This window comes from Nonomuraea sp. NPDC050540, assembly GCF_044457485.1.
In the GTDB taxonomy this organism is placed as follows: domain Bacteria; phylum Actinomycetota; class Actinomycetes; order Streptosporangiales; family Streptosporangiaceae; genus Nonomuraea.
The window spans coordinates 256,854-280,983 of the sequence record NZ_JBITHA010000004.1; the positions used below are offsets into that span (position 1 = coordinate 256,854).

20 protein-coding genes are annotated in these 24,130 nt (G+C 68.8%); 12 read left to right on the forward strand and 8 right to left on the reverse strand.

The features are described from left to right. The first annotated feature begins 48 nt into the window (after positions 1–48). From ACIBI5_RS15795 to ACIBI5_RS15810, 4 genes are read left to right on the forward strand one after another with little or no spacing between them, the layout of a single operon-like run. Positions 49–846 carry a DUF1206 domain-containing protein gene (locus ACIBI5_RS15795; RefSeq protein ID WP_397247274.1) on the forward strand — a complete coding sequence of 266 codons (798 nt, stop codon included), beginning with the start codon at positions 49–51 and terminating at the stop codon, positions 844–846. After that, positions 843–2,399, forward strand: coding sequence for a phospholipase D family protein (locus ACIBI5_RS15800; RefSeq protein WP_397247276.1), 1,557 nt, complete (start codon positions 843–845; stop codon positions 2,397–2,399). Before ACIBI5_RS15795 ends, ACIBI5_RS15800 begins: the two co-directional genes overlap by 4 nt. Beyond that, positions 2,399–3,106 (forward strand): phosphatase PAP2 family protein, encoded by a 708-nt coding sequence (locus ACIBI5_RS15805; RefSeq protein ID WP_397247278.1) that lies wholly within the window; start codon positions 2,399–2,401, stop codon positions 3,104–3,106. Before ACIBI5_RS15800 ends, ACIBI5_RS15805 begins: the two co-directional genes overlap by 1 nt. After that, positions 3,099–3,722, forward strand: a complete 624-nt coding sequence (locus ACIBI5_RS15810) for a phosphatase PAP2 family protein (RefSeq protein ID WP_397247280.1) — start codon at positions 3,099–3,101, stop codon at positions 3,720–3,722. The genes ACIBI5_RS15805 and ACIBI5_RS15810 overlap by 8 nt, the downstream gene beginning before the upstream one ends. A gap of 1 nt (position 3,723) precedes the next feature. Here ACIBI5_RS15810 and ACIBI5_RS15815 read toward each other — a convergent pair whose 3' ends face one another. Then, positions 3,724–5,763: a glycosyltransferase gene (locus ACIBI5_RS15815; RefSeq protein ID WP_397247282.1), complete on the reverse strand. Its 2,040-nt coding sequence runs from the start codon at positions 5,761–5,763 to the stop codon at positions 3,724–3,726. A 73-nt stretch (positions 5,764–5,836) separates the two neighbouring features. Continuing rightward, on the reverse strand, positions 5,837–6,967 hold the full coding sequence (gene wecB, locus ACIBI5_RS15820) for a non-hydrolyzing UDP-N-acetylglucosamine 2-epimerase (RefSeq protein WP_397247284.1): 1,131 nt from the start codon (positions 6,965–6,967) through the stop codon (positions 5,837–5,839). 57 nt (positions 6,968–7,024) lie between these two features. Between wecB and ACIBI5_RS15825 the strand changes: the two genes are divergently transcribed. From ACIBI5_RS15825 to ACIBI5_RS15845, 5 genes are all read left to right on the forward strand, one after another. After that, positions 7,025–8,689 carry a glycosyltransferase family 4 protein gene (locus ACIBI5_RS15825; RefSeq protein WP_397247286.1) on the forward strand — a complete coding sequence of 555 codons (1,665 nt, stop codon included), beginning with the start codon at positions 7,025–7,027 and terminating at the stop codon, positions 8,687–8,689. Between the two features lie 115 nt (positions 8,690–8,804). Continuing rightward, positions 8,805–10,067, forward strand: a complete 1,263-nt coding sequence (locus ACIBI5_RS15830; protein WP_379611199.1) for a nucleotide sugar dehydrogenase — start codon at positions 8,805–8,807, stop codon at positions 10,065–10,067. An 18-nt stretch (positions 10,068–10,085) separates the two neighbouring features. Then, positions 10,086–11,174, forward strand: coding sequence for a glycosyltransferase (locus ACIBI5_RS15835; RefSeq protein ID WP_379611201.1), 1,089 nt, complete (start codon positions 10,086–10,088; stop codon positions 11,172–11,174). Between the two features lie 49 nt (positions 11,175–11,223). Beyond that, positions 11,224–13,023 carry a DUF4434 domain-containing protein gene (locus ACIBI5_RS15840; protein WP_397247288.1) on the forward strand — a complete coding sequence of 600 codons (1,800 nt, stop codon included), beginning with the start codon at positions 11,224–11,226 and terminating at the stop codon, positions 13,021–13,023. A gap of 10 nt (positions 13,024–13,033) precedes the next feature. Further along, entirely contained in the window at positions 13,034–13,690 is a 657-nt protein-coding gene (locus tag ACIBI5_RS15845; protein ID WP_397247290.1) for an NUDIX hydrolase, read from the forward strand. A gap of 214 nt (positions 13,691–13,904) precedes the next feature. On the opposite strand, the gene ACIBI5_RS15850 is transcribed toward ACIBI5_RS15845, so the two are convergent. From ACIBI5_RS15850 to ACIBI5_RS15860, 3 genes are read right to left on the reverse strand one after another with little or no spacing between them, the layout of a single operon-like run. Next, positions 13,905–15,062, reverse strand: a complete 1,158-nt coding sequence (locus ACIBI5_RS15850) for a hypothetical protein (RefSeq protein ID WP_397247292.1) — start codon at positions 15,060–15,062, stop codon at positions 13,905–13,907. After that, on the reverse strand, positions 15,055–16,089 hold the full coding sequence (locus ACIBI5_RS15855) for a hypothetical protein (RefSeq protein ID WP_397247294.1): 1,035 nt from the start codon (positions 16,087–16,089) through the stop codon (positions 15,055–15,057). Before ACIBI5_RS15855 ends, ACIBI5_RS15850 begins: the two co-directional genes overlap by 8 nt. Beyond that, positions 16,050–17,267 carry a glutamate-cysteine ligase family protein gene (locus ACIBI5_RS15860; RefSeq protein ID WP_397247296.1) on the reverse strand — a complete coding sequence of 406 codons (1,218 nt, stop codon included), beginning with the start codon at positions 17,265–17,267 and terminating at the stop codon, positions 16,050–16,052. The genes ACIBI5_RS15855 and ACIBI5_RS15860 overlap by 40 nt, the downstream gene beginning before the upstream one ends. 149 nt (positions 17,268–17,416) lie before the next feature. Here ACIBI5_RS15860 and ACIBI5_RS15865 point away from each other — a divergent pair, with 149 nt between their 5' ends. Then, positions 17,417–18,259: an alpha/beta fold hydrolase gene (locus tag ACIBI5_RS15865; RefSeq protein ID WP_397247298.1), complete on the forward strand. Its 843-nt coding sequence runs from the start codon at positions 17,417–17,419 to the stop codon at positions 18,257–18,259. A 450-nt stretch (positions 18,260–18,709) separates the two neighbouring features. Here ACIBI5_RS15865 and ACIBI5_RS15870 read toward each other — a convergent pair whose 3' ends face one another. Then, positions 18,710–18,979, reverse strand: coding sequence for a hypothetical protein (locus ACIBI5_RS15870; protein ID WP_397247300.1), 270 nt, complete (start codon positions 18,977–18,979; stop codon positions 18,710–18,712). A 293-nt stretch (positions 18,980–19,272) separates the two neighbouring features. Here ACIBI5_RS15870 and ACIBI5_RS15875 point away from each other — a divergent pair, with 293 nt between their 5' ends. Together ACIBI5_RS15875 and ACIBI5_RS15880 are read left to right on the forward strand one after the other, a co-directional pair. Then, entirely contained in the window at positions 19,273–19,563 is a 291-nt protein-coding gene (locus tag ACIBI5_RS15875) for a hypothetical protein (protein WP_397247302.1), read from the forward strand. Beyond that, on the forward strand, positions 19,560–19,862 hold the full coding sequence (locus tag ACIBI5_RS15880; protein WP_397247304.1) for a hypothetical protein: 303 nt from the start codon (positions 19,560–19,562) through the stop codon (positions 19,860–19,862). The genes ACIBI5_RS15875 and ACIBI5_RS15880 overlap by 4 nt, the downstream gene beginning before the upstream one ends. Here the strand turns inward: ACIBI5_RS15880 and ACIBI5_RS15885 are convergent. Next, positions 19,859–21,595, reverse strand: a complete 1,737-nt coding sequence (locus tag ACIBI5_RS15885) for an ABC transporter ATP-binding protein (RefSeq protein ID WP_397247306.1) — start codon at positions 21,593–21,595, stop codon at positions 19,859–19,861. The two genes, ACIBI5_RS15880 and ACIBI5_RS15885, sit on opposite strands and share 4 nt — an antisense overlap. Beyond that, on the reverse strand, positions 21,592–24,129 hold the full coding sequence (locus tag ACIBI5_RS15890) for an ABC transporter ATP-binding protein/permease (RefSeq protein ID WP_397247308.1): 2,538 nt from the start codon (positions 24,127–24,129) through the stop codon (positions 21,592–21,594). The genes ACIBI5_RS15885 and ACIBI5_RS15890 overlap by 4 nt, the downstream gene beginning before the upstream one ends. Position 24,130 lies beyond the last annotated feature (1 nt).

Below are 24,130 nucleotides of genomic sequence, written 5' to 3' on the forward strand. Positions count from 1 at the left end.
GGGATTTTTCCGGGCACTTGGGGGTCTCAACGACCCTCAGGAGGAACGGTGAGCCAGGCAGAGGCCGCGGCCCGCCAAGCGGCCGACAGTCCCGCCATGGTACGGCTGGCCCGCATCGGGCTCGCCTGCCGCGGCGTGCTCTATGGCCTGATCGGAGTGCTCGCCGTCCAGATCGCACTGGGCGACGGCGACCGGGAGGCCGACAAGAACGGCGCCATCAGCATGATGGCCGACCTGCCCTTCGGGGCCGTGATCCTATGGATCATGGTCGTCGGCTTCGCCGCGCTGGCGCTCTGGCAGTTGTCGGAGGTGTTCTTCGGCAGCAGGAAGGCCCTGGACCGCGCCGAGTCGGCAGGCAGGGTGGCGGTGTACGTGTTCATCGTCTTCACGCTGCTGACCGTGCTGCTGTCCGGGAGTGCGAAGTCGGAGGACAAGAAGTCGCAGGACGTCACCGGCGACCTGCTCGCGCTGCCCGCCGGGGCGGTCATCGTCACCGCCATCGGGCTCGGGTTGGTCGCGCTGGGCGCGTACTGGGTGTACCAGGGTGTCAAGAAGAAGTTCCGCGAGGAACTGGACATCGGCCGGATGCCGCCGCGCGCCCGCAAGGTCATGGACCGCCTGGGCTTCGCCGGATACGTCGCCCGCGGACTGATCGCCGGGCTGGCCGGGATCTTCGTGGTCCAGGCGGCGCTCACCTTCGACCCCGACAAGGTCAGCGGCATCGACGGCACGCTCAGGGCCTTCGCCAAGACCCCGGCCGGCCCGTGGCTGCTCGTGGTGGTCGCGCTCGGGCTGCTGCTGTTCGCCGGCTACTGCTTCGGGGAGTCGCGCTGGCGCCGGACATGAGACTCGACGACTGGTTCCTCACCGAGGACGAACGCGGGAACCCCGGGACCAAGCTCGAAGCCTGGACCCGGGGCAACCTCGTCCGCCCGCTCATCCACGGCGCCACCTACTTCGCCGAACTCCGGGACCGCCTGGCCGCCCTGGGCCGCGACGACCTGCTGCTGTTCGCCGACTGGCGTGGCGACCCGGACGAGCGCCTGGCCGAGGACGGGCCGGCCATCGCGAGCGCGATGGCCGCGGCGGCGGAGAGGGGCGCGCTGGTCCGGGGTCTCATCTGGCGTTCGCACCTGGACTTCCTGCGCTTCAGCGCCGAGGAGAACCGCCACCTGGGCGAGCGGGTCGAGGCCGCCGGCGGCCAGTGCCTTCTCGACACCCGCGTACGGCACGGCGGCTCCCACCACCAGAAGTTCGTCATCCTGCGCCACGACCGCGACCCGCGACGGGACGTGGCCTTCGTCGGCGGCATCGACCTGTGCCACAGCCGCCGCGACGACGCCACCCACCGGGGCGACCCGCAGGCCACCCCGATGCCCGGCGCGTACGGCGCGCGCCCGCCCTGGCACGACGCCCAGGCGGCGATCAGCGGTCCGGCGGTGGCCGAGGTGGAGAAGGTCTTCTGCGAGCGCTGGGAGGATCCGGCGCCGGAGACCCGCCACCCGCTCAGGCGCCTGCGCGACCGCCTGAGCAGCATGGACGACGCGCCCCCGCTGCCCGAGCCGGGCCCGCCGCCGGAGCCCGCGGGCACCCACGCGGTGCAACTGCTGCGGACCTACCCGCATCTGCGCAACGCCCTGCCGTTCGCGCCGGAGGGCGAGCGTAGCGTGGCGCGGGCCTACCTCAAGGTCCTGGCCCGCGCGCGTTCGCTGGTCTACCTGGAGGACCAGTACCTGTGGTCCACGGAGGTCATCGAACCGTTCGCCGAGGCGCTGGAGCGCGAACCCGGCCTTCACATGATCATCGTGGTGCCGCGCCACCCCGACCAGGACGGCTGGCTGGCCGGCCCGGCCAGCCTGATCGGCCGCGCGGAGGCGCTGGACCGGCTGACGCGCGCGGGGGACGGCCGCATCGCCGTCTACGACCTGGAAAACCACGAGGGCACGCCCGTCTACGTGCACGCGAAGGTCTGCGTGGTGGACGACGTCTGGGCCACGATCGGCTCCGACAACGTCAACCTGCGCTCCTGGACGTTCGACTCCGAGCTGAGCTGCGCGGTGGTCGACGAGGAGCACGACCCGCGCCCGCCCGCCGGCGCGCGGCGTTTCGCCCGCGACCTGCGCCTCACGCTGGCCGCCGAGCATCTGGACCGCGACGAGGACGACGTGCTCGACCTGTGCGATCCGAAGGCGGCCTTCGACGCGTTCGCCGAGTCCGCCGCGCGTCTGGACGCCTGGCACGAGAAGGACCGGCGCGGCCCGCGCCCGCCGGGCCGCCTGCGCCGCCATGGCCGTCCCGATCTGGGGCGGGTGAGCAAGGCGCTGGCGATGCCCCTCTACCGTCTCGTCGTCGATCCGGACGGCCGGCCGCCGCGGCTGCGCCGTACCAAGGACTTCTGATGCCCCGGCTCGGTCTCAGGCTCACGCTCGCCGTCGTCGTCGCCCTCTGCGCGGGTGCGCTCTTCGCCGCGCTGGCCCTGCTGGTCGAGGCGGCCTTCCCGCCGCTGTGGCACCTCGACCGAGCCACCGCGTACGGCCTGCACGCCGTCGCCACGGCCAACCCGGAGCTGACCCGGTGGATGCTGACCTGGACGGACGTGTTCGGTCCCTGGCCGTGGCGGCTGGCGGTGATCACGGCCGCGGCGTGGCTGGCCTGGCGGGGCGCCACCCGGCCGGCGCTCTGGGCGATGGTCACGATCACCGCGGGCGGGGTGCTCGGCCTGCTGCTGAAGATCGTCATCGGCCGGATCAGGCCGGAGCTGCCCGACCCGGTCTCGACCGCGCCCGGCGAGGCGTTCCCCTCCGGGCACGCGCTGACCGCCACGCTCGGCGCCGGGGTACTCGTGCTGCTGCTCCTGCCTCGGCTGCGCGGGGCGGGCAAGGCGCTGGCGTGGGGGATCGGGGCGTTCCTCGCGGTGTCGGTGGCCGCCACGCGCGTGGCGCTCGGTGTGCACTGGGTCAGTGACGCGGTGGGCGGGGTGCTGCTCGGCCTGCTGGTGGTCGCCGCCACGACGGCGGCGTTCGAGGGCTGGCGCCGCGACATGGGGAAGGAGCCCGCCGAGCCGCTGGTCGAAGGCGTGGAACCGGAGGGGGTGCGACGTGCGTGACGTGGTAACCCGGTTATGGCCGGCCGTCGTGTGGCTGTCGCTGATGACGGCGGCGACGTTCGCGCTGGGGGAACTGGTCGAGCGTTCCGACTGGGCAGAACCCGGCGTCATGGCGGACATCGCCGCCGAGCGCGTGCCGCTCCTGGATCAGGCCACCCGCATCGGCAGCAGCCTGTCCGACACCCCGATCATCGTGGTGCTCACCGCGCTGGCGGCGATCGGGTTCCGGCTGGCGACGGGGCGCTGGCGGGAGTCGGTGTTCCTGGTCGCGGCCGTCTGGTCGCAGTCGCTGGTGTTCCTGGCGACCAGCGCGCTCGTGGCCAGGAGCCGTCCGCCGGTGGCGCGCCTGGACGCCGCGCCGCCGACGAGCAGCTGGCCGTCCGGGCACGTCAGCGCCGCCGTCTGCTTCTACGGCGGCCTGGCCGTCCTGCTGGCGATCCATCTGCACGGGCACCGGGTGCTGTCCGGGCTGGTGTGGGCGATGGGCGCCGGGCTGCCGCTGATCGTGGCGGCCTCCCGGCTCTACCGGGGCATGCACTACGTCACCGACGTGGTGTGGGGGCTGGTGCTCGGGGTGTTCTGCCTGGCGGTGATGATCCGCCAGGTGCTCAGATGACTCAGATGAGCACGTGCGGGCCGGGGTGGCCGACGAAGGAGAACTGGGCGTTGCGGGTCAGCTTGATGTGGTCGGCCTGCCAGGTGTGCATGCTGGCGTCGGCGCTGCGCCAGTAGACGAAGTTGAAGCGGTCGGCCGAGTAGATCTTGACGCCGTCCTCCTTCAGGCGGCGGACCAGGTGGGTGTCCTCGCCGCGGGTGATGTCGGCGAAGGGGTAGGCGCGGAACATCTCGGCCTTGCCCAGGAACGTGCCGCCCTGGACGAGGAAGGAGTAGCGGTGCTCCAGGCCGGGCAGGCGGAGCATCGTGGTGTTGGAGCCCTCGAAGTAGCTGTAGTGCGCGCCCTTGCCGACGAGCTGGGCGTCGGTGTAGTCGAAGGCGCGGGCCAGGTCGGACAGGTAGTGCTCGCCGTACAGGTTGTCGTCGTCCATCTTGGCGATCAGCTCGCCCTCGGCGGCCGCGATGCCGAGGTTCATGCACGCGCCGAGCGACAGCTCAGCGGCGGCCGGCAGCACGGTCACGTCACTGATGCCCGCCATGCGCGCCTTGTCGGCCACGACGACGGGGTCGATGTCGAGGCCGTGCAGCACCATCACGAGCTGCAGCGGGCGGTGGATCTGCTTGGCCACCGAGGAGATCGCGTGCTCGATCTGCGAGGCGCGGTTGGTGGGCAGCACGACCGAAATCGAGCGCTCCCGGGCGCTGACCGGGCGGCCCAGCAGCCGCAGCAGCTGGTCGACGCGGTGGGAGAACAGGTGCTTGTCGAACACCTCCCGCATGGCCAGGTGGCCCATGCGGGCGCGCAGCTCGGGGCTGTTGATGAGGTGCAGCACCTGGTTGTAGGACTCGATCGGCTCGCGGGCGATCGGGATCAGCTCGCCGAACGTCTCCTCGATCGCGCGTGACCAGCCGGTGACGACCGGGGTGGAGCAGGCCGACAGCTCGAAGACGCGGCGCGCGCACATGGTCGGGGAGTCGAGCACGGAGTTGACGTTGAGGAAGACCTTGTACATGCGGTACGCGGCCAGCATCTGGTCGTAGGGGAGTTCGCCGACGATGTGCGGGCGGTACTTCTCCGGCCAGGCGTACTTCTCGTCCACCTCGCCGTTGCGGGCGAAGATGTGCAGGCCCAGCTCGCGTACCGGGTCGAGGACGGTCTCCATCTGCTCGCGGCGCTCGGGGTGCTTGTCGCGGAAGTACATGCCGGCGAAGACCACGTCGTGCAGGCGGCCCTGCTTCTGCTGGATCGGGTTGTGCACGCGGGGCTGGGCGGCGAACTGCAGCACGTCCACCCGGTCGTGTCCCAGTGTTTCCCGATATTTCGGCAGCATGTCGCCGTCGCAGGTGAACACGTAGTCGAACAGCTTGGCCGTGTCGATGAAGAAGTCGAAGTTCGGCGGGTCCTCCTTGTTCCAGAAGACCGTGGGGATGCCCTCCTGCTTGCACCAGGCCACCAGGTCCCGCAGCGGGTCCTTGGGAGCGTTGGTGCCGGTCATCTGGTAGCGCCAGCGGCCCTGGTTGCCGTGCCAGGCCGACTCGCAGAACAGCAGGTCGGGCCGCTTCTCGGCGAAGATCTCCGGCCAGTCCTTGAGTCCGAACTCGATCTGGTCCCACTCGTAGCGGAAGGCCATCCGGGAGAAGTCGTCCAGGATCACGGCCACGCGCAGGTCGGGGCGGTTCACCGGGCCCGCCGGCCACTTGATCGCGGGCACGTCGACCAGCGGCGGGCGCTTGCCCGCCTGCTCGATGATCTCGGTCACCGCCTGCTCGGGCGCCTTGGGCGCCTTGTCGTGCGAGCGGACGGCCTTGATGATCTGCCCCGGGCTCTTGGCGCCGAGGGCCTCGCCCAGCTTGAACGTCCGCTTGGCCTGCGTGGCCTCCAGCTTCCATCCGGCGTAGGCGGCCTTGGCCTCGGCGATCTCCAGCCGTCGCCGCAGCTCCCTGATGTCGGCCTCGTAGCGCTCGATGAGCTTGCGCTCCTCCGGGAGCCAGTTGACGGGACCGAGCCGCTGGTAGGTCGGCTCTTCTGGGGTTTCGGCCATGGTGCTCGCCTATCGCTTCGCGGGGTCAGTCGATGGTACGGCTGCGCCGTACCCCTTGTCCGGGTTTGTGGGGTTATTCGCCCCGAGTGCCCTGCGCGGCCGGAGACAGGTTGTCCCCCTTGAGCCACGCGGCCACGACCCGGGCGATCCGCGGGCCGGCGGCGCCGTCCCACAGGGGCGGCAGCTCGCCCGCGGGCGTCGCCGCGCCGTCGGCCAGCGCCTTGTCCGCGGCGGCCGGCAGCGAGGCCGGGGTGACCAGGCGGTTGGTGCCGTGGGTGATGGTGACCGGGCGCTCGGTGTTGGGCCGCACGGTCAGGCACGGGACGCCGAGCATGGTCGTCTCCTCCTGCACGCCGCCCGAGTCGGTCACGACCAGCGCGGCCCCGCGTACCAGCGAGAGGAACTCGACGTAGCCGAGCGGGTCCACGACCTTGACCGCCGGGCCGTCCACGAGACCGGCCTCGGCCAGCCGGGTACGCCCGCGCGGGTGGATCGGCACGACGAGCGGGATGCGCTCGGCCACGGACAACACGGAGTCGACCAGTTCCTTGGCGGCGGCCGGGCTGTCGACGTTGGCCGGGCGGTGCAGCGTGGCCACGGCGTAGCGCTCCGGCAGACCGAGCCGCGCCACGATCGGCGCGGGGTCCAGCCTGGGCAGCGCGGAGAAAAGGCTGTCGATCATCGGGTTGCCGACGAAATGCACCTTCTCCGGCGCGACGCCCTCGCGCGCGAGGAACTGCAGCGCGTCCGGCGAGGTGGTGAACAGCAGGTCCGACAGCGAGTCGGTGACGATCCTGTTGACCTCCTCCGGCATGCCGCGGTCGAACGAGCGCAGGCCCGCCTCGACGTGCGCGGTACTGATGCCGAGCTTGGCCGCCACCAGGATCGCGGCCAGCGTGGAGTTGACGTCGCCGTAGACCACGACCAGGTCGGGATCGTGCTCGGTGAAGACCTCTTCGAGGCCGATCAGGAGCGCCGCGGTCTGCTTGGCGTGGGTGCCGGAGCCGACGGCCAGGTTCGCGAGCGGGTCGGGCAGCGCGAGGTCGCGGAAGAAGACGTCCGACATCAACTCGTCGTAGTGCTGACCTGTATGGATGATGCCCTGACGCACACCGAGTTCGCCGAGTGCTCGGACCACCGGGGCGGCCTTCACGAAGTTGGGCCGGGCGCCCAGAACGTGAAGGACCAGGGGGTTCTCCCTCATTGACCTCGCCTTTCATTGCGAAACAGGGAAAAACGTTGCCTATGGTACGGTCACCGCGTGGTATCCGACGCCAGACGCAAGGTTTCCGCCAAGTCGGCCCGTGCGGGCGTCAGCGGACTACTCAAGGGCTTCGTCCAGCACCCGATCATCGTCTCCCGCGTCGTCGTGACGAAGGTGAAATCGGATCCGGTGCGGGTCGCCCAGGCCGCCGCGGACGCGCTTCCGCCGGTGCTGCGTCCCATCGTGGGCAAGGTCGCCTGGCCCGCCGCGCGCAAGGTGCGCTGGGCGGTGCGGAAGATCAGCATGCGCGCGGTCCAGGCCCCGTGGAACGAGGCAAAGGCGCACTGGGAGGCCGGCCGGATCACCGAAGCCGCCCTGGTGCTCGATCCCCACGTCAAATACCCCTTCGTCAAGCGCAGGGCCGCCTACTACCGGGGCGAGCTGGCCGCGATCAGCCCCGATCCGATCCCGCCGAAGCCGGCCGTGACGATCGGGGAGCGGGTCGCCGGGCGGGTGCTGCACTGCGTCACCAACGCCCTGCCGTACACGCAGGCCGGCTACACCGTGCGTACCCACCGCATCGTCACCGCGCAGAAGGCCGCCGGGCTCGACCCGCACGTCGTGACCAGCTGGGGCTGGCCGATGCTGCAGGGGCACGCGGACGCGACGCCGTTCGACGAGGTCGACGGCATCCCGTATTACCGGCTTCTGCCGGACGGGCGCGGCGAGATGCCCTTCGAGACGACCGGGCGGATCATCAGGGGCGCCGACGAGGTGACCCGGCTGGTCGAAAAGTTGCGGCCCCAGGTTCTGCACGCGGCGACCGACCATCGCAACGGCTCGGTGGCCCACGCCGTACGTCAGCGGACGGGTACGCCCTTCGTCTACGAGGTACGCGGGTTCCTGGAGGAGACCTGGGTCTCGCGTGACCCCGACGTGCGTACCGGGAGCCAGCGCGCGGTGCTGCAGCGCGAGCGCGAGGCGTTCCTCATGCGCGAGGCCGATGCGGTCGTCACGCTCGCCGAGACGATGGCCACCGAGATCGTCGAGCGTGGAGTGCCGCGGGAGAACATCTACCTGGCGCCCAACGCCGTGGACGACTCACTGCTGAACGTCTCCTACGACGGCGGCGCGTTCCGCCGGGACATGGGGATCGCCGACGGCGAGATCGTGGTCGGCTCGGTCTCCAGCATCGTCGGTTATGAGGGCTTCGCCACCCTGCTGCGGGCGGCGGCGTACCTGCGCGACCAGGGCACTCCGGTGCGCGCGCTGATCGTCGGCGACGGCAGCGAGCGGGAGAACCTCCTCGAACTGGTCAAGGAGCTGCGCCTGGACAGCGCGATCCTGCCCGGACGGGTCGATCCTGAAGAAGCGCTGAAAGCTCAGGCGGCGATCGACATCTTCGTCTGCCCGCGGGAGGACCTGCGGGTTTGCCGACTCGTTACGCCATTGAAACCCGTCGAGGCGATGGCGCTCGGGAAGCCCGTCGTACTCAGCGATTTGCCCGCTCTGTCCGAGCTTGTCGGCTCGGACGGCGCCGGTCTGCTCGTGCCGCCCGGAGACCCGGAAGAGCTCGCCAAGGCGCTGGCCGCGCTCCGTGAGGACCCCGCCAGACGTGCTGAGATGGGTGAGGCGGGACGGGCTGAAGTGGCCGCCAAGCGGACCTGGAGCCGCGTTGCCGAGACTTATCGAACGCTCTACCGATCCCTAGACGAACGATGACCCGGGATTTGCCTGCCGGTTGCGACGGGTTCGCTCGCATTAGGCGTGAGCTGAGTGGACTTGAGATAACCTTTGCGACCATGAAGTGTTGTTTCCGGCTCGCCAAGGTACAGCTGTGACAGAAATCGACTTGGCTGTCATCGGCCTGGGATACGTCGGCATGCCACTGGCCAAGGAGGCCGTGGCGGCTGGACTGCGGGTCGTCGGCGTCGACGTCGACCCCCGCAAGGTCGACGCGCTCAACGCCGGTCAGTCCTACATCGATGACCTGACGGACGCCGATCTCGAGCACATGCTGGACAACGGCTTCAGCGCCACGCTCGACGAGTCCGTGCTGGCCAAGAGCAACACCATCGTCATCTGCGTGCCCACCCCGCTGGACGAGGACCACCGCCCGGACCTGTCCGCGGTCGAAGGCGCCACCGGCACGGTCGCGCGCAACCTCACCAAGGGCACGCTCGTCGTGCTCGAGTCCACGACCTACCCGGGCACCACCGACAACGTCGCCCGCCCGCTGCTCGAAACCTCGGGTCTCATCGCCGGTCAGGACTTCCACCTGGCCTTCTCGCCCGAGCGCATCGACCCGGGCAACCCCAAGTTCGGCCTGCGGAACACCCCGAAGGTCGTCGGCGGCTACACCACGCCGTGCCGCGACCGCGCCGCCGCGTTCTACGCGCAGTTCATCGAGCAGGTCGTGCCCGTCAGCGGCACCCGCGAGGCCGAGATGGCCAAGCTGCTCGAGAACACCTACCGGCACGTCAACATCGCCCTCGTCAACGAGATGGCGATCTTCTGCGACGAACTCGGCATCAACCTCTGGGAAGCCATCGAGGCGGCGGCCACCAAGCCGTTCGGGTTCCAGAAGTTCCTGCCGGGACCGGGCGTCGGCGGGCACTGCATCCCCGTCGACCCGTCCTACCTTTCGTACACGGTACGCAAGCTCGGCTACCCCTTCCGGTTCGTCGAGCTGGCCCAGGAGATCAACGAGCGGATGCCGTCCTACGTGGTGGCCCGCGCGCAACGCCTGCTGAATCGGCATAAGAAGGCCGTGAACGGCGCCAAGGTCGTCATGCTTGGTGTGACCTACAAGGAAGACATCGCCGACGAGCGGGAGACGCCGGCCCTGCCGGTGGCGAGGGCCCTGCTGGAACTGGGCGCAGACCTCTCCTACGTCGACCCGCACGTCAAGGAATGGCTCGTGGACGGCACTCCGGTGCCGCGTGAGGAGGATCTGGCCCAGGCCGTAGTGGAGGCGGACGTGACCCTGCTGCTGCAGAAGCACGCCGCTTTCGACCTCGGGATGATCGAGGAGAAGGCCCGGCTCGTGCTGGACACCCGCGGTGTGCTCACCGAGGGTGAACGCGTCGAGCGGCTGTAGCGACGGAGGCTGCGCGCAGTGCACGTGCTCGTCATGACGGTGGTGCATCACCCCGAGGACGCCAGGATCCTGCACCGGCAGATCCGTGCGCTCGTCGATGCCGGTCATGAGGTCACGTACGCCGCGCCGTACACGGCGCGCGGAGTCGTTCCCCGCTCCTGGGTGAACAGCGTCGACCTGCCGCGCGCCGCCGAGCGCAAACGGATCTCGGCCGTGCTGGCCGCCCGCAAGCTGTTCAAGCGGATGCGGGCCAAGGTCGACCTGGTGCTGATCCACGACCCCGAACTGCTCTTCGCGGTCTGGGGCGTGCGCAAGCGCCCGCCCGTGGTCTGGGACGTGCACGAGGACACGCCGGCGACGCTCTCCCTCAAGCACTGGCTGCCGTCGTTCCTGCGCCCGCCGGTCCGCTTCTTCGCCAGACTCCTCGAGGGTACGGCGGAGCGTCACCTTCACCTGCTGCTGGCCGAGACCGCGTACGCGGGCCGGTTCAAGCACGCCCACCTGATCGTGCCCAACGAGACGTGGGTGCCCGACACCGTCACCGCCCCCGGCGACGACCGGGTCGTCTACCTCGGCTGGCTGTCGTGGGCACGCGGCGTACGCGAGGCCGTCGAGGTGGCCCGCATCCTGCAGCCGTACAAGGTGGCGGTCGAGCTGATCGGCTACGCCGACCCGCAGAGCCGTCCCATGCTCAACGAGGCCGTGGCGGAAGGCGTGCTCGAATGGCGCGACTTCATGCCCAACGACGAGGCGCTCAAGCGGCTCGACGGGGCGCTGGCCGGGCTCTCGCTGCTCCACGACGAGCCCAACTACCGCCACTCCATGCCGACGAAGATCGTGGAGTACATGGCGCACGGCATCCCCGTGATCACCACCCCGTCGCCGCGCGCGGTGGAACTGGTGGAGCGATACGACAGCGGCGTCGTCGTGCCGTGGCAGGACCCCAAGGCCGTGGCCCAGGCGGTGCTGACGCTCCGCGACGACGTGCGCGAACGGCAGGGCCAGGGCGCCCGCGGCTACGCGGCCGCCCGCGCCAACCACCACTGGCCGAACTCCGCCAAGCGGTTCGTGGCCCAGCTTGAGGCGTGGGCCGGGGTGAAGAAGTAGCTCTGGCTGTTTATTTCCGGCACATCACGAGGGCGGTAGGTTCCTGAACGTGCGCTGGCTCCTCGTCCTCCTGGGCGTAGCGGTCCTCGCCGCGGTAGCGGCCGTGGTCATCGTGCTGCCCTCCTCCTCGGAGAAACCGATCAAGACCAGCAGCAAGCCGGTCGCGAGCCCCACCAAGGAACAGCCGACGCCCCAGGTCTCCGAGTTCAGCGACCCGTGCGGAACCTTCGACACCGACGAGAAGTACACCTACGCCGTCACCGGCTACTGGATCATGCCGAAGTCGAACCCGTGCACCTGGCGCCACCAGTTCCAGGAGATCCACCGGGTCGGCGGCGACACCGTCATCAGGATCGGGTACGGCATGCAGTACCGGCCGATCGACGACCAGGGCCGCATCCTGCGCCGCGACAACAACCAGGTCGACGACCTCTACGCCGACTGCGTCGAGAACGGCAGGACCTGCCGGCAGGCCGCGGACGACGACCTCAAGAAGTTCAACCCGGGCAACCGCATAGCCAGGACCTTCGTCTACCGGACCGACGAGTCGTACAGCACGAGCATTTTCCGCTGCACCGACGTGGAACGGACCATCAAGGTCGGCAAGCGCGTCTACTTCCGCCTCATCGCGCCCATGGGCGGCGCCTCCGACGACGCGAGCTGCAACTTCGACGAGCCCGGCAAGTACGACCTGATCCTCGTCGCCGCGTCGGCGGAGGACAGCCTCACCCAGCTCCTCAAGCTGGGCGACCAGTTCGGCGTGCGCGTCTTCCCCGCGCTGCCGCTGGCCCCGCGCGACCAGAAGACCCCGACCAGGGCCAACCCCGCCCATATCGGCGCCCTGACCACGCTCACCCGCCGCATCCTGCAGGACTACGGCGCCCGCTTCGAGGGCCGCGCCGCGCTCGGCGGCGTCTACCAGCCCTTCGAAGTGCAGATGGGCGCCACACTGACCAGCAACCCCACACTCCAGGTGTACGCCGACCAGCATGACATCGTCGAACAGGAGCTTCCCGACAAGCCCATCCTGATCAGCCCTTACCTGGACGCCAGAAAGCGGGTCGGATTCGGCCAGACACCGTTGCAGGTCGCCGAGGCGTTCAAGGCGCTGGCCAGGACCGGCGTCGGCATCATCGCGCCGCAGGACAGCCGGGGCACCGGCAAGGTCGGCCTCTTCTGGCCCGACCAGCGCGGCGACGAGGTCGACCCCCGCCTGCGGCCGCTCGTGGGCGAGAGCACGTACGGCGACACCTACCACGGCTCCACCCGCGACTACTACCGCGAGATGTCCATCGCCCGCGAGCAGATGCTCGCCGAAGGCTTCAAAGTGGACCTCTGGGCCAACGTCGAAGCCTTCGAACCCTCCGGCGACCAGCCCTGCACCCCGCAGGGCACCCGCGGCAAGACCGACAAGAAGCGCCTCGACCAGGCCGTGACCATGGCCGGCCGCTACGTGCAGAAGGTCGTCTCCTACATGTGGAGCGACTACATGACCTGCGGCGACCCTTCCCTGGAGAAGGAGATCATCAAGGATTACGCCCGCCCCATCGTCGTCGACGCCATCCGCCGCAACCGCGACATCCAGGACGGCATGGAGGTACGCGGCTACAACCTCGAAGGCGGTAGCGTCACCGTCGAGTGGAGCGGTGGCACCAAGGACCTCGACATCGCGGGCGTGGGCTGGCTGGACAAGGTCCCCCAGGACCCCAGCCTCGCCGAAGGCCTGCAGACCGCGTGGGTACCCTTCGACTGGTCGCAGGTGCCGCCCGGGGAATGGATCCGCATCGGGGTGAAGCTCCCCTCCGGACAGGCGGCGACGGAACCGCTTCGGGTCCGGATCAGCGTGTAACGTGCGGAGCATGGTGCCGAGCGTCCCGGTGAGCGTGGACCTGGTCGTGCTCACGGTGCGCTGCCAGGCATTGAGCGCGCTGGTCTGGCGCCGGGACAACCCACCCTTTCTCCGGCGATGGTCGCTTTCGGGCGGCTTCATCCAACTGGACGAGGACCTGCCGGACGCGGCCCGCCGGATCCTGGCCGAACGCGCCGGCCTGCCGGGCGCGCCCGTGCACCTGGAGCAACTGCAGACGTACGGCTACCCGGACCGGGACCCGAGACAGCGTGTGCTGAGCGTGGCCTATCTCGGCCTGGCGCCCGACCTGCCCGCGTCGGAGAAGGCGCACATGGCGTGGATCCCGGCGGCCGAACTGACCGTGATGGCCTTCGACCACAGACGCATCATGCTGGACGCGATCGAACGGGCACGGGCGAAACTGGAGTACACGTCGCTGGGAGCGGCCTTCTGCCCACCGGAGTTCACGGTGGCGGACCTGAGGCGGGTGTACGAGATCGTGTGGGGCAGACTCCTGGACCCCCGCAACTTCCACAGAAAGGTCACCAAGGCGGAGGGCTTCCTGCTGGAAACCGGCGCCACCACTACCCGGGACGGCGGCCGCCCGGCCAAACTCTACAAACGCGGCCCAGCCGAACTCCTTCATCCCCCGATGCTGCGCTCCTAAAGGCAAGGTGGTCGCTTCGCTCCCGCGTTTCTCCAGTCGGGCCGGGGGCCCGACCCCTGAAGGACTTCGCTTCGCTCAGGCGTTCTTCCCGGCCCACCCGTTGCCCACTTCGCCGCGAAGGCGCCCTTCCTCGGGGCGGAGGCGAAAGGCATAGGCAGCGCAGGCAGAACAAGGCAACTCTGGAGTTTGGGGTCGCCCGCGTACAAGCCCCTCCCTACGTCTTCGTCAGTGCCGAGGCGCGGTCTCCCGCGGCCAGCACCTTGGCTACCTCGTCGGCGACGACCCTGTCGTTCAGCAGTTCGAAGTGGTCGTTCCTGCACAGCCCCAGGATGTGGCCGATGTGCTTGCGCCGGGCTCGGGCGAAGATCTCGTTGAAATGGTGGCCGTAGTGGTCGGAGAACAGCACTCTGATCTTCGGGCACACGGTGTGGAGCTGGGCGACGCGCTTGAAGAACAGGTCGTACTTCCCGTCGTCTTCCCAATAGTTCCACCAATCCTCTGCATGGCGCTGAATGTGTGCCAGATTCTTCTTACTTATCTTGTGAAGGTATTCCGACATGTTCTGGAACTCGATCAGGTTCTTGGGGATTCTCGCGACCTCTTTGAGCTCTGCCAAAGGGCTCGCCGGGTTCATCGTGGCGAAGGCGCCGGAGACGATCATCGTTGAGTGATTGATGTTCGGGTCCAGCAGTAGTAGCGCGCATACTTCCGGATTGCGGGTCGCGTGGTCCTGCCAGAATTCACCCAGCCGGATGATCATGTCCGCGCCCGTCGAGAATCCGGCAAGAATCATCTTCTTGTGCGGGTATTTCCTGCGGAGATTGTTCAGGGCGCCGTTGATCAGCTCCACGTGCGTAGTGAGACCCACCGGCCGGTATCGCTCGTCGCGGGTTTCGTCGGCGTTGAAACCGAAGAGGGTGAGCGCCGCTGTGTGTTCGCGAGCGATGTTCATATACGGTCGGAAGTCGTTCGCGTCGAGCCCGAGACCGGGCAGAAGTACCACCAGGTTCTTGGAATGGGTGACGCGCTCAAGGTAGCGCAGCTCTCGTCCTATTACGGTCTCGTCATCAGGAAGGTCGTCCTCGAAATCCTCCATGCGGATGTCAAAAGACTGGCTGAGAATTGCGCGATTCCGGGCCCTGCGCCGCTCCACCAGGCCGCGCACCTGCCAGGTGGCGGCCAAAAGGACCACGATGGCGAGAACCGGCGCCGCGAGTGACGCGGTTGTCATGTGCACCCATATCCACTCGATTGCCTTGCGGGCATCGTCGCTATAAATGCCGATAAATAGACCTATGGTGCCGCCCACTGCTGTGACCAATACGCGGTGTCGCGCCAGGAGATCCAGGAGCTTTCTGGGGGAGTCATCCACCTGAGTTCTCCCGCCCTTCTCCGATGATGGTCGTGAGGTCGGGCCCAACGGTGATCGTGCCTAGAAGGTGGGCATCGCTCGCATCCGCCAGGCGCAGTTCGGTCCGCCCGCCGGCGAGTCTGCCGCGTATCCGGCATCCCGGGCTCAGGAGCGCCTGACTGGGATTCATGGTGAGGAACAGGCCTGGCTCGGCGATGCTGCTCATAACGCAGTCCTCAACCGCCTTCTGGAACTGCCTGCCGTACTGAAAGAGCACGAAATTGCAGGTGATGACGTTGAACGTGTGCTCGCGAATGAACGCTGCGAGCCTCGGCAGATCGAGGATGTCGAGCTCGCGGATGACGACATCCTCAGCGACGTCGGCGGTCTGCTCGAACGACCACATCAGCTCCTCGAACCGGTCCTTGTAGTACGAGGACGGTCCGTGGCACGCGTACACCCATTCCAGGGTGGGCAGGGGATACGCGTCGACGCCGCAGCGCGCGGTCAGAGGGATGGTCCAATACGCGGGGGTCCAGGGCTCCCAGCTCAGATCCTTGGCGAACCTGTCGTAGACCGTGCGGTTATTGAGCTGGCGAGGCAAGATTCCGACTCCGGTGCCGAGGTCGAGAAGGCGTACCTCGTCCAGGCCGTGCTGAGCGGCGTGACCCCCGATGATCAGTTGGGGCGCTAGGAAGCGCCGGGCGCCGGTGAACGAGTTCGACCGTCCGCAGATATCCCGTGCCAGTGCCGCCTCGTTCCGTTCGACGAGATCGCGGAGTTCTTCCAAGCCGGACCACGCCTCTGTCCCGCCATCGCGCAGGCAGACGCCTCGTACGGCGGCGCTCAGCAGGGTGATGAGATGGGCATCGCTGATGCCCGGCCGGGCGGCCCACGCGGTGTCCAACAGGCGGCAGAAGGCAGGATCTCCGGCGGAGAGCAGGCGCCCGAATGCCCGGTGGAGTGCCGACCATCCGTGGTGGCCCTGCCGATGGCGCTGGATCGCCGTCAGCGTAAGGCCGAACTGAGTTCGCCGCTCGTCGGACACGGTATTCCTCCTAAGTTGTGCTCGGCGGCCGGAGACCTCGCGCGGAAGGTGTAGACGTCGGCGAACTGGTGCATGACCGAACGCGCCCAAGCGGGTACAGACAGCCGCTCCATTGCCCCGATCGCGGCGGCCATGCACTGCAGGGCGGCTCCCGCGAGGCGAGGGTCGTCCATCGCGTCGTGAGCGGCGGTCACCCAGTCGTCTTTCCGCACGGGCCAGAGCATGGACTCGACGATCTCGGCAGCCCTCTCCGAAGCCCGCGCGTCATCCAGCAGCGCGCTCACCATGACCATCGGCACCACCCAGTTGTCGCCGGCCTGGGCGTCGATCATCCTCAGCTCAAGGTAGCCGCGCGGCCGTACAGGAGGGATCACCGACTTGAGATGTCTGCGCAGGTCCGATAGGAAGACGGGCCTCGGCCCCGACCCGCGCAGCCAGCCCCGCAGGGTGAGATCGGCCGAGGGTTCGGCTACACCGACCACCCGGGCGTCAAGCACATAGTCCGTCCACCGGGTCCGCGGGTCACCCGTGAGCGGCAGCGGATCCGTGCGGGTCGGATCGGTTCGAAACCGCAGAAGCTGCCGCCCGCAATACCCCGAAGCTCCGCTGTCGACGGGTGAGTTGGCGAACATCGCGGTGAAGACAGGCCCAAGGCAGTTGGCCAGCCACCACCTGCGCCGCCATCCTCGCCAGCCCAGTGACGCGTCACCGGCGTCTACGTTTACCTGAACGGACGCGCTGTTGCACATCATGATGCGGCCGTGTGGTCCGTACCGGTTGTAACTCTGCTCCAACTCGGCGTAGCGCGGCGTGTCGACCACGCGGGCCGCGGGCCGATCGTCCAGTCCCCGCCCCACAAGACTCAACCCGGAATGGGCGGCGGCGCTCCGGAGGAACTCAACGTCACGGGCTGTGGCATCGAGGCAGGCGGTAAGGGAGCCAGCAGGAGCCGTGCTGAGCTCCACCTGGCCACCAGCTTCGAAAGAGACATATCCCAACCCTGGCATGGGGCTGTCCATAATCGCGGCGACCTCCGCGGCTCCCACGCGTGCCTCGGAGGCGTCTGTGCGAACGACAAGCCACTCCAGTTCGGCGCCAATACGCCCAACACGATTCCGGGTGAACGCATGGTCCCAAATCCATTCTTTCGCGGTGAACTCCGTCATCTCTCTGTTCACGCGCACCTACTTCAAGTACGGGCTGCCGAGTGGAGTTATGCCGTGTAGCCTATTAAGCCAGGGGGCGTTCTCGCTGTCCATAGTGATCTAACTCGACCGTACTGTAGTCAAAAGACTGCAGGCTCCTTATTGACGGCTTGGAAGCGACGATGAGAATCGAACCAAAGGATCTATCGGCGCATCGCCTGTCCTACATTGAGACCTCTTCGTCCGCGGCATGCATGGTCGTCTTCCTGCATGGACTCGGCCTGGACGCTGACGACTACCGTGACTATCTTTCCATGCATGGCGAGTATCACGGCATCGCGATAACGCTGCTGGGATTCAATGCCAAGAGTTCTGTTCCGGTCGGACCGGTATCATTGTCGGACCATGTCCGGATGGTATCCGAGCTGATCTGCGAGCTCAGCGCGAAGAATCCCGGAAAAGGGATAGTCCTGATCGGCTTTTCTCTAGGGGCCGATATAGTGCTGCGCCTTGCCGAGCAGTGGCGGCTCAGCGCCCAGCCCGCGCCGCGCATTACCGCGGCGCTTCTGCTCGACCCGAACGTGAATCAATCGACGATGACCATCTCGAAGTTGTTCGCCGAAGCGGATCCCGCCAATCCCCTCGTCGTCTTCAAGAAGTTGATCAACCTCTCGACGGACCTCGAACTGCTCAGGACGCTTTGCGCGTACGTTCTCAAGGTCTCGCGCAAGGATTTCACCCAGTTGTGGCAGCTGTCGCGGGACATGCTCGAGTACTGGAACCCCGACGGCTACACACAGATCGGCGAACGCCTGGTCGCGGTCGCCGGCATTTCCGACGAGGTTCGGGTCGTGCTATCCGCGCCGTACGAGGAGCATCTTCCCTCGATCCGGGACGCCGTCCGGCACGAGCCGCGCATCTCGTTCGAGCTGACCGACCTCGGTCACTTCGACCTGATCAGGGAAGACTCTCTGTCGCGTCAGTTGACCACGGCCTCCATAGTCAACGGCCGTGTGCGAGGGTGAGGCGCTGAAATACTGGTGTAACGAGGCTGTCGTACGGCGGGCTGGCATGAGGATTGTGGATGAGCTGTCCCGGAGGGCGGATCGCCTACCTAATGCCTAGGTAGCATGTGAGACAGATGCGGACCCGTTTCCGCCCGAGAGTACGCATGCTCTCGATCTTGAAGAGCTTCGCCGGCTGCAGATCACCTTCTGGTCCAGGCTCTACGGTGAAACCGGGGTCGGCTTTGGGCGGTCAAGAGGTGAGCCGAGACCGGTTGCTGGAGTCCGCTCGTGCGGTGGCGGTGGCGATGCTGGTCCAAGCGATCAGGCGGGCCAGGCCGATGGCAAGGGTGCGGTGGTGGTTGATGGCAGGGGCACGAGTGAGTTCGTGGGTGTCCCGCCGGCGCCAGGCGCAGACCGGACTCACTCGCGACAACTCCGTCACCACAGGACCGAATGTATCGGCCGCATCTATGTGACGGTGTAGAAGAGCGAGTACTGGCTGCCGGAGCCGTTGAATTTCGCCTCTCGCTGGCCCTGGCCTTGCTCGGATGCTCTGACCGTGTGCGTTCCGAGGCTGTCGTCCGGATCGATGGGTTCGTTGTCCTCGTCGAACAGTTCAATGGTCATGGTGTCCTGATTAAGGGTGAAGCTCTTGGAGACCGTGACCGTGTGTCCTGGTGAAATCGGGACCACGCCGGAGTTCGGCCATGCGCGCGAGCCGTTTACCTTGATGTACACTTCGTCCTCCTCGCTGTCCTCTGTGCGAAGACATGAGAGATGCGTCAGGTTAACCGAGGTCATGACGGAATTCCTTTCCTTGCGTGCTGGCTATGGGCCCTTGTCCGACGGTGGAATACCCTGCACTCGCGAGAGCGACGCCCACGGAACACGACTATCGAATCGAGTCGAATAAGAAGTGGCCGCTGCTTGACTGTCGGTCTTCACCTGGGAGCGCTGCTTGACCTGGCAAAAGCTCTAGCCGAACCAAAGCAGATGGACCCCGGTATCGTCTTGGTCGGGAAGGACGGTGTATGAGGCAGAGGACGCCGCAGGAGAAGAAGCTTCTGAGCTACGCCAAGGACCGCCGCAACGCTTACGGAGAGAATGACAAGAGTTCTCGCAAGAACATCCGCCGCAACAAGCGCATCCCCCACCGGGCCAACAGGCACCGGGCCCACCAGATCCTGGAAGCCGCCATCGGCGCTGTGGACGAGGTCGCAGAGGAGCGGGTCGAGCTGCGTGTCGGGCGGCGGCGGCCCAAGGAGTGGCGGAAGGTGGCGGACGTTCCGCTGGGGGAGATCGTGCGGGCCAGGCTGCCGTGAGGAGTACGCACACGATCGAGATGGGACCTGGCGTGGTCGTCAAGCGCTACAGGTCCGTCGAGCATGGGCAGCCGGAGCGGGAGTGGCGGGCACCGGGGTTGCTCGATCGGTACGCGCCGGGGCTGGCGCCCGCGCCGGTGAGCGCCGATCTGGACGGCGCACCGCCGAGCGTGGTGATGTCCCGGGTCGCCGGCTCGGCGGTGGACGAAGCGGTCGAGGGCGCTCTGGCCGACGCGCTGGTCTGGCTGCTGCGCACCCGCGCGGAAACCCAGGCGGAGCGGATGCTCGCCTTGCTCTAGCGGGGGACGAGGGTCCAGCCGGCCGCCTGTTCGCGTTGCCGCCAGTAGCCGGCGAAGCGGCCGTCCAGGGCGAGGAGTTCGGGCAGGGCGCCTGACTCCACCACGCGGCCGTCCTCCAGGAACACGATCTGGTCGGCGCGGGCGATGGTGCTGAGGCGGTGGGCGATGATGAGCGTGGCCCGGTCCCGGCCGGTGGATTCCAGGGCGCCGATGATGGCGCGTTCGTTGTTGGTGTCGAGCGCGGCGGTTGCCTCGTCGAGCAGGAGCAGGGGCGCGTTCTTGAGCAGGGCGCGGGCGATGCTGACGCGCTGGCGTTCGCCGCCGGACAGGGAGGTGCCGCGTTCGCCCACGCGGGTTTCCCAGCCGTCCGGGAGGCGGGCGATGACCTCGTCGAGCTGGGCGGCGGTGGCGGCGGCGCGGATCTCGTCCTCGGTGGCGGCGGGGTTGCCGAGGCGGACGTTGTCGTACAGGCTCGCGTCGAACAGGTACACGTCCTGGAAGACGATGCCGAGCTGGCCCATCAGGACGGCGGGGTCGTAGTGGCGGACGTCGTGCCCGCGGACGTGGACGGAGCCGGCGCCCACGTCGTGGAAGCGGGCGATCAGCGCCAGCAGGGTGCTCTTGCCGGCGCCGGAGGGGCCGACCACCGCGGTGGTGGTGCCGCGTTCGACGGTGAAGGAGACGCCGGCGATCGTGTCGTGGCCCGGCTCGTAGCCGAAGTGGATGTCGCGCAGCTCCAGGGCGGCGGCGTCGTGGCGGGGCAGGATCTCGGCGTCGCCCTGGAGTGGGTCCAGGGCGGGGGCGTCGAGGATGGCGTGGACGCGGGTGAGGGTGCCGCGCATGTTCTGCAACGCGGGGGACAGATCGGCCAGCGTCGTGAACGGTTCGATGAACCGGACGATGACGATGATCACCGCGACCACCTCGGCCGCGTTCAGCTCGCCGGAGACGCCCAGGGTGACGGCGGTGGCGGCCAGCCCCAGGAGCGCCGCCTGCGTGGCGAATCCGAAGACCAGCTGGCCGGGGATGCCCAGCCCGATCAGCCGCAGTGCGGCCTTGCGCTGGCGGGTGAGTGCCCGTCCGATCGCGGTGCCTTCCACGCCGGTACGGCCGGCCGTACGCAATGCCGGTTGTGACTGCGCCAGCTCGATGATGCGCTGAGCGAGCTCACCGGAGGCGGCGTCATAGGAGGAGTCGGCGGCGCGCAGCCAGCGCCCGCTCAGCCACAGCGCTCCCAGCAGCAGCGGGACGGCGGCCAGCGCGACCAGGCCCAGCGGCCACGCGACGAACAGCAGCCCGGCCCCGATCAGCGCCGGCAGGGCGAGGGCGTTGACGGTCGGGGTGAGCAGGTGCGTGATGCCCTGGCAGAGTTCGCGGCCCGAGGAGGTGAGGGCGCGCTGCGCGCCGGAGCGGCGCTCGCTGGTGAACCAGCCCAGCGGGATGCGCTGGAGCCGGTCCACGATCTGCGTTTCCAGGTTGTTGAGCAGGCCGAAGCCGATGGCGAAACCGGCCCCGGTGACGGCGTAGTCGCTGGCCCATCCGGCGGCCACGAGCGCGGCCAGGACGGCGATCCACGGGAGCGCGCCGGCGGGGGCCGCGGAGAAGAGGGCCGACAGCAGAGGCACCAGGCTCAGCATGGCGCCCGCCCGCAGGAGGGTGCTCAGCGTGAGCAGGCAGGCGTAGCGCACGGCGGCGCCGCGGTCGCCGGCCAGGCGGAGGGTCTGGAGGATCATGCGGAGGCCTTCGGCTGCTCGATGATGGACGTGGCCTGCCACAGCTCGCGGTAGAGGCCGGGTTCTGCGACGAGGCGCGCGTGGGCGCCCTGCTGGACGATCCGCCCGCCGTCCAGCACGACGATGGTGTCGGCGCCGGCCACGGTGTGCAGCCGGTGCGCGATCACCAGCACGGTACGGCCGGCCACCAGGTGACTCAGCGCCTCCTGAACCTGGTGCTCCGACTCCGGGTCGGCGTAGGCGGTGGCCTCGTCGAGCACCAGCACGCCCGGGTCGGCCAGCAGCGCCCGCGCGATCGTGAGGCGCTGCGCCTCGCCGCCGGACAGCCGGGCCTCGTCGCCGAGCACGGTGTCGTACCCGCCGGGCAGCCGGGCGATCCGCTCGTGGATCTGGGCGGCGCGGGCCACCCGCTCCACCTCCTCGCGGGTGGCGTCGGGACGGGCGAGCGCGATGTTGTCGTGGACGCTGCCGCGGATCAGCGCGACGTCCTGGAAGACGAAGCCGACCGTCCGGTACAGGTCGGTCAGAGGGAGTTCGCGCAGGTCGACGCCGTCGATGGTGATACGGCCGGCCGTGACGTCGTGGAAGCGGGCCAGCAGCGCGGCGAGCGTGGACTTCCCGGCGCCGCTCGGGCCGACGAGGGCGGTGACGGTGCCCGGCCGCAGTTCGAGGTCGATGCCGGACAGGACCTCGTGCTCCGGGGTGTAGCCGAACGAGACGCCGGAGAAGCGCACCGGGCGTCCTTCGCCGGCAGGGAGGGGCCGGGGCACGTCGGGTTCCGGGAGTTCGGGCTCGTCGAGGAGCAGTCCGATCCGCTGGGCGGCGCCGAGGCCCTCGCGGGCCGAGCCGAGCCCGTACCCCGCGGCGAGGAGCTGTGCCCCGAACGTGACCCCCAGCAGCAGGAACGGCAGCAGATCCGCGGCGCTCAGCACCCCGCCGGCCACCATCAGGCCGCCGGTCACGATGATCAGCAGCAGCGAGGTCAGCGGCCGCGTGACCAGGTCGACCACGGTCTTGCGGCCGCCGAGCGGGCGCTGCCACGCGTCGAGGAAGCGGGCTCGCTCCTCCAGCGTGGCGCGGAAGCCGCCGGCGGGTCCGGCGTCGTAGGCGCGCACGACGGCCAGCCCGTCCACGTACGCGACCGCCTCCGAGGCGACCCGCGTCTCCCAGACCGAGAACCGGGGCAGCGCCGCGCTGGAGGCCGCCACCATGCGCCCGGTCAGGACGCCGTAGAAGACCAGCGGCACCAGCAGGATCGCGGCCAGCCCCGCCGAGACGGAGAACAGGTAGCCCAGCACGGCCAGTGGCGTGACCACCGCCGCCACGATGTCGAGCACCGCGTGCGTGACCAGGTAGTGCACGGTGGCCGCGTCGTCCTGCACGGCCTGCTTGATCTTGCCGGAGGTGCGGTCGGTGAACCAGCCGAGCGGCACCCGTGCGAGCTTGCGCACCACGCTCGCCCTGACGTGGTGGCCGAACCCGGCGTCGAGCGCGTGCATGGCCAGCACCAGCAGGCCGGCCAGCGTCGTGCCCACGCCGAGCAGTACCACCGCGAGCAGCCCGAGCTCCGTCACGCCCGCGGCCACGGCGCCGCCGGCCAGCAGGCGGCGGCAGAGCTCGGCCAGGATGAGGTACGGCGCGAGCTGCAGCAGCGAGACGACGGCCTGGAAGACACCGGCCAGCATGAGCCGCGACTTCAGCGGTGCCAGCAGCCGGGCGCCGGCCCGCGAACGCCACTGCCCGGTCTGCTTGGGGGTGGGCGGCGTCTGCGGCCGCTCCTCGCTCTCGGTGGGGCGGTCCACGCCCATGGCCTTGCCCTTGATCCAGTACGCCCGCGACTTCACCTCGGCCTTCGGGAAGCCGAGCTCCTTCAGCCGCTCGCGCACGCGCTTGGTGGCGGCCGACTCGGCGGTCACCCACGCGTACCAGTCGGACCAGTCGCGATCCTCCACGGCGCGGGCGAGCACGGAGTCGTCGCCGGTCGCCGGCACCCACGTGACCCGGGCGCGGGGGTGGGCGGTGAGCGGGATGTCCAGGTCGTCGTCGTGGAAGCGCTCCAGGATGACCTCGACCGGGGTCGTCTCGGGCACCGCCGCCAGGATCGCGTTGATCCCGGGCAGCGCGGCCGCGTCGCCGATCAGGAGGTAGCCGTCGGGCTCCGGCGTGGGCGCGGTGAACTGGCCGGAGGACCACCGGCTCACCTGCACGGTGTCGCCGACCTTCACCTCGCGTGCCCAGACGCAGGCGGGGCCGGCCGGCTCGTGCAGGACGAACTCCAGGCTGACCTCGCACGTGTCGGCGTCGGGGGCGACCAGGGTGTAGCCGCGCTGGTGCTCGCGGCCCCGGCGCTCCGGGTCGGGGGCCCACATGCGTACCCAGCTCGCCGGCTCGATAGGCGGGCCGTCGAACAGCGTCGGCGCGTGGAAGGTGATGCGCCGGAAGTGCGGGGTGATGTCGGTGTACGACACGACGGTGAGCGTGTGCTCGTCGGCGCCGAACGCCTTCATCACCACCCCGCCGTAGCCGCGGGCCATC

What these genes read in the sequence shown, in the direction of transcription:
- ACIBI5_RS15800 (WP_397247276.1), top strand. Translation starts at nt 843, where the DNA reads ATGAGACTCGACGACTGGTTCCTCACCGAGGACGAACGCGGGAACCCC.
- ACIBI5_RS15890 (WP_397247308.1), bottom strand. Translation starts at nt 24,129, where the DNA reads ATGGCCCGCGGCTACGGCGGGGTGGTGATGAAGGCGTTCGGCGCCGAC.
- wecB (WP_397247284.1), bottom strand. Translation starts at nt 6,967, where the DNA reads ATGAGGGAGAACCCCCTGGTCCTTCACGTTCTGGGCGCCCGGCCCAAC.
- ACIBI5_RS15845 (WP_397247290.1), top strand. Translation starts at nt 13,034, where the DNA reads ATGGTGCCGAGCGTCCCGGTGAGCGTGGACCTGGTCGTGCTCACGGTG.
- ACIBI5_RS15865 (WP_397247298.1), top strand. Translation starts at nt 17,417, where the DNA reads ATGAGAATCGAACCAAAGGATCTATCGGCGCATCGCCTGTCCTACATT.
- ACIBI5_RS15875 (WP_397247302.1), top strand. Translation starts at nt 19,273, where the DNA reads ATGAGGCAGAGGACGCCGCAGGAGAAGAAGCTTCTGAGCTACGCCAAG.
- ACIBI5_RS15815 (WP_397247282.1), bottom strand. Translation starts at nt 5,763, where the DNA reads ATGGCCGAAACCCCAGAAGAGCCGACCTACCAGCGGCTCGGTCCCGTC.
- ACIBI5_RS15805 (WP_397247278.1), top strand. Translation starts at nt 2,399, where the DNA reads ATGCCCCGGCTCGGTCTCAGGCTCACGCTCGCCGTCGTCGTCGCCCTC.
- ACIBI5_RS15885 (WP_397247306.1), bottom strand. Translation starts at nt 21,595, where the DNA reads ATGATCCTCCAGACCCTCCGCCTGGCCGGCGACCGCGGCGCCGCCGTG.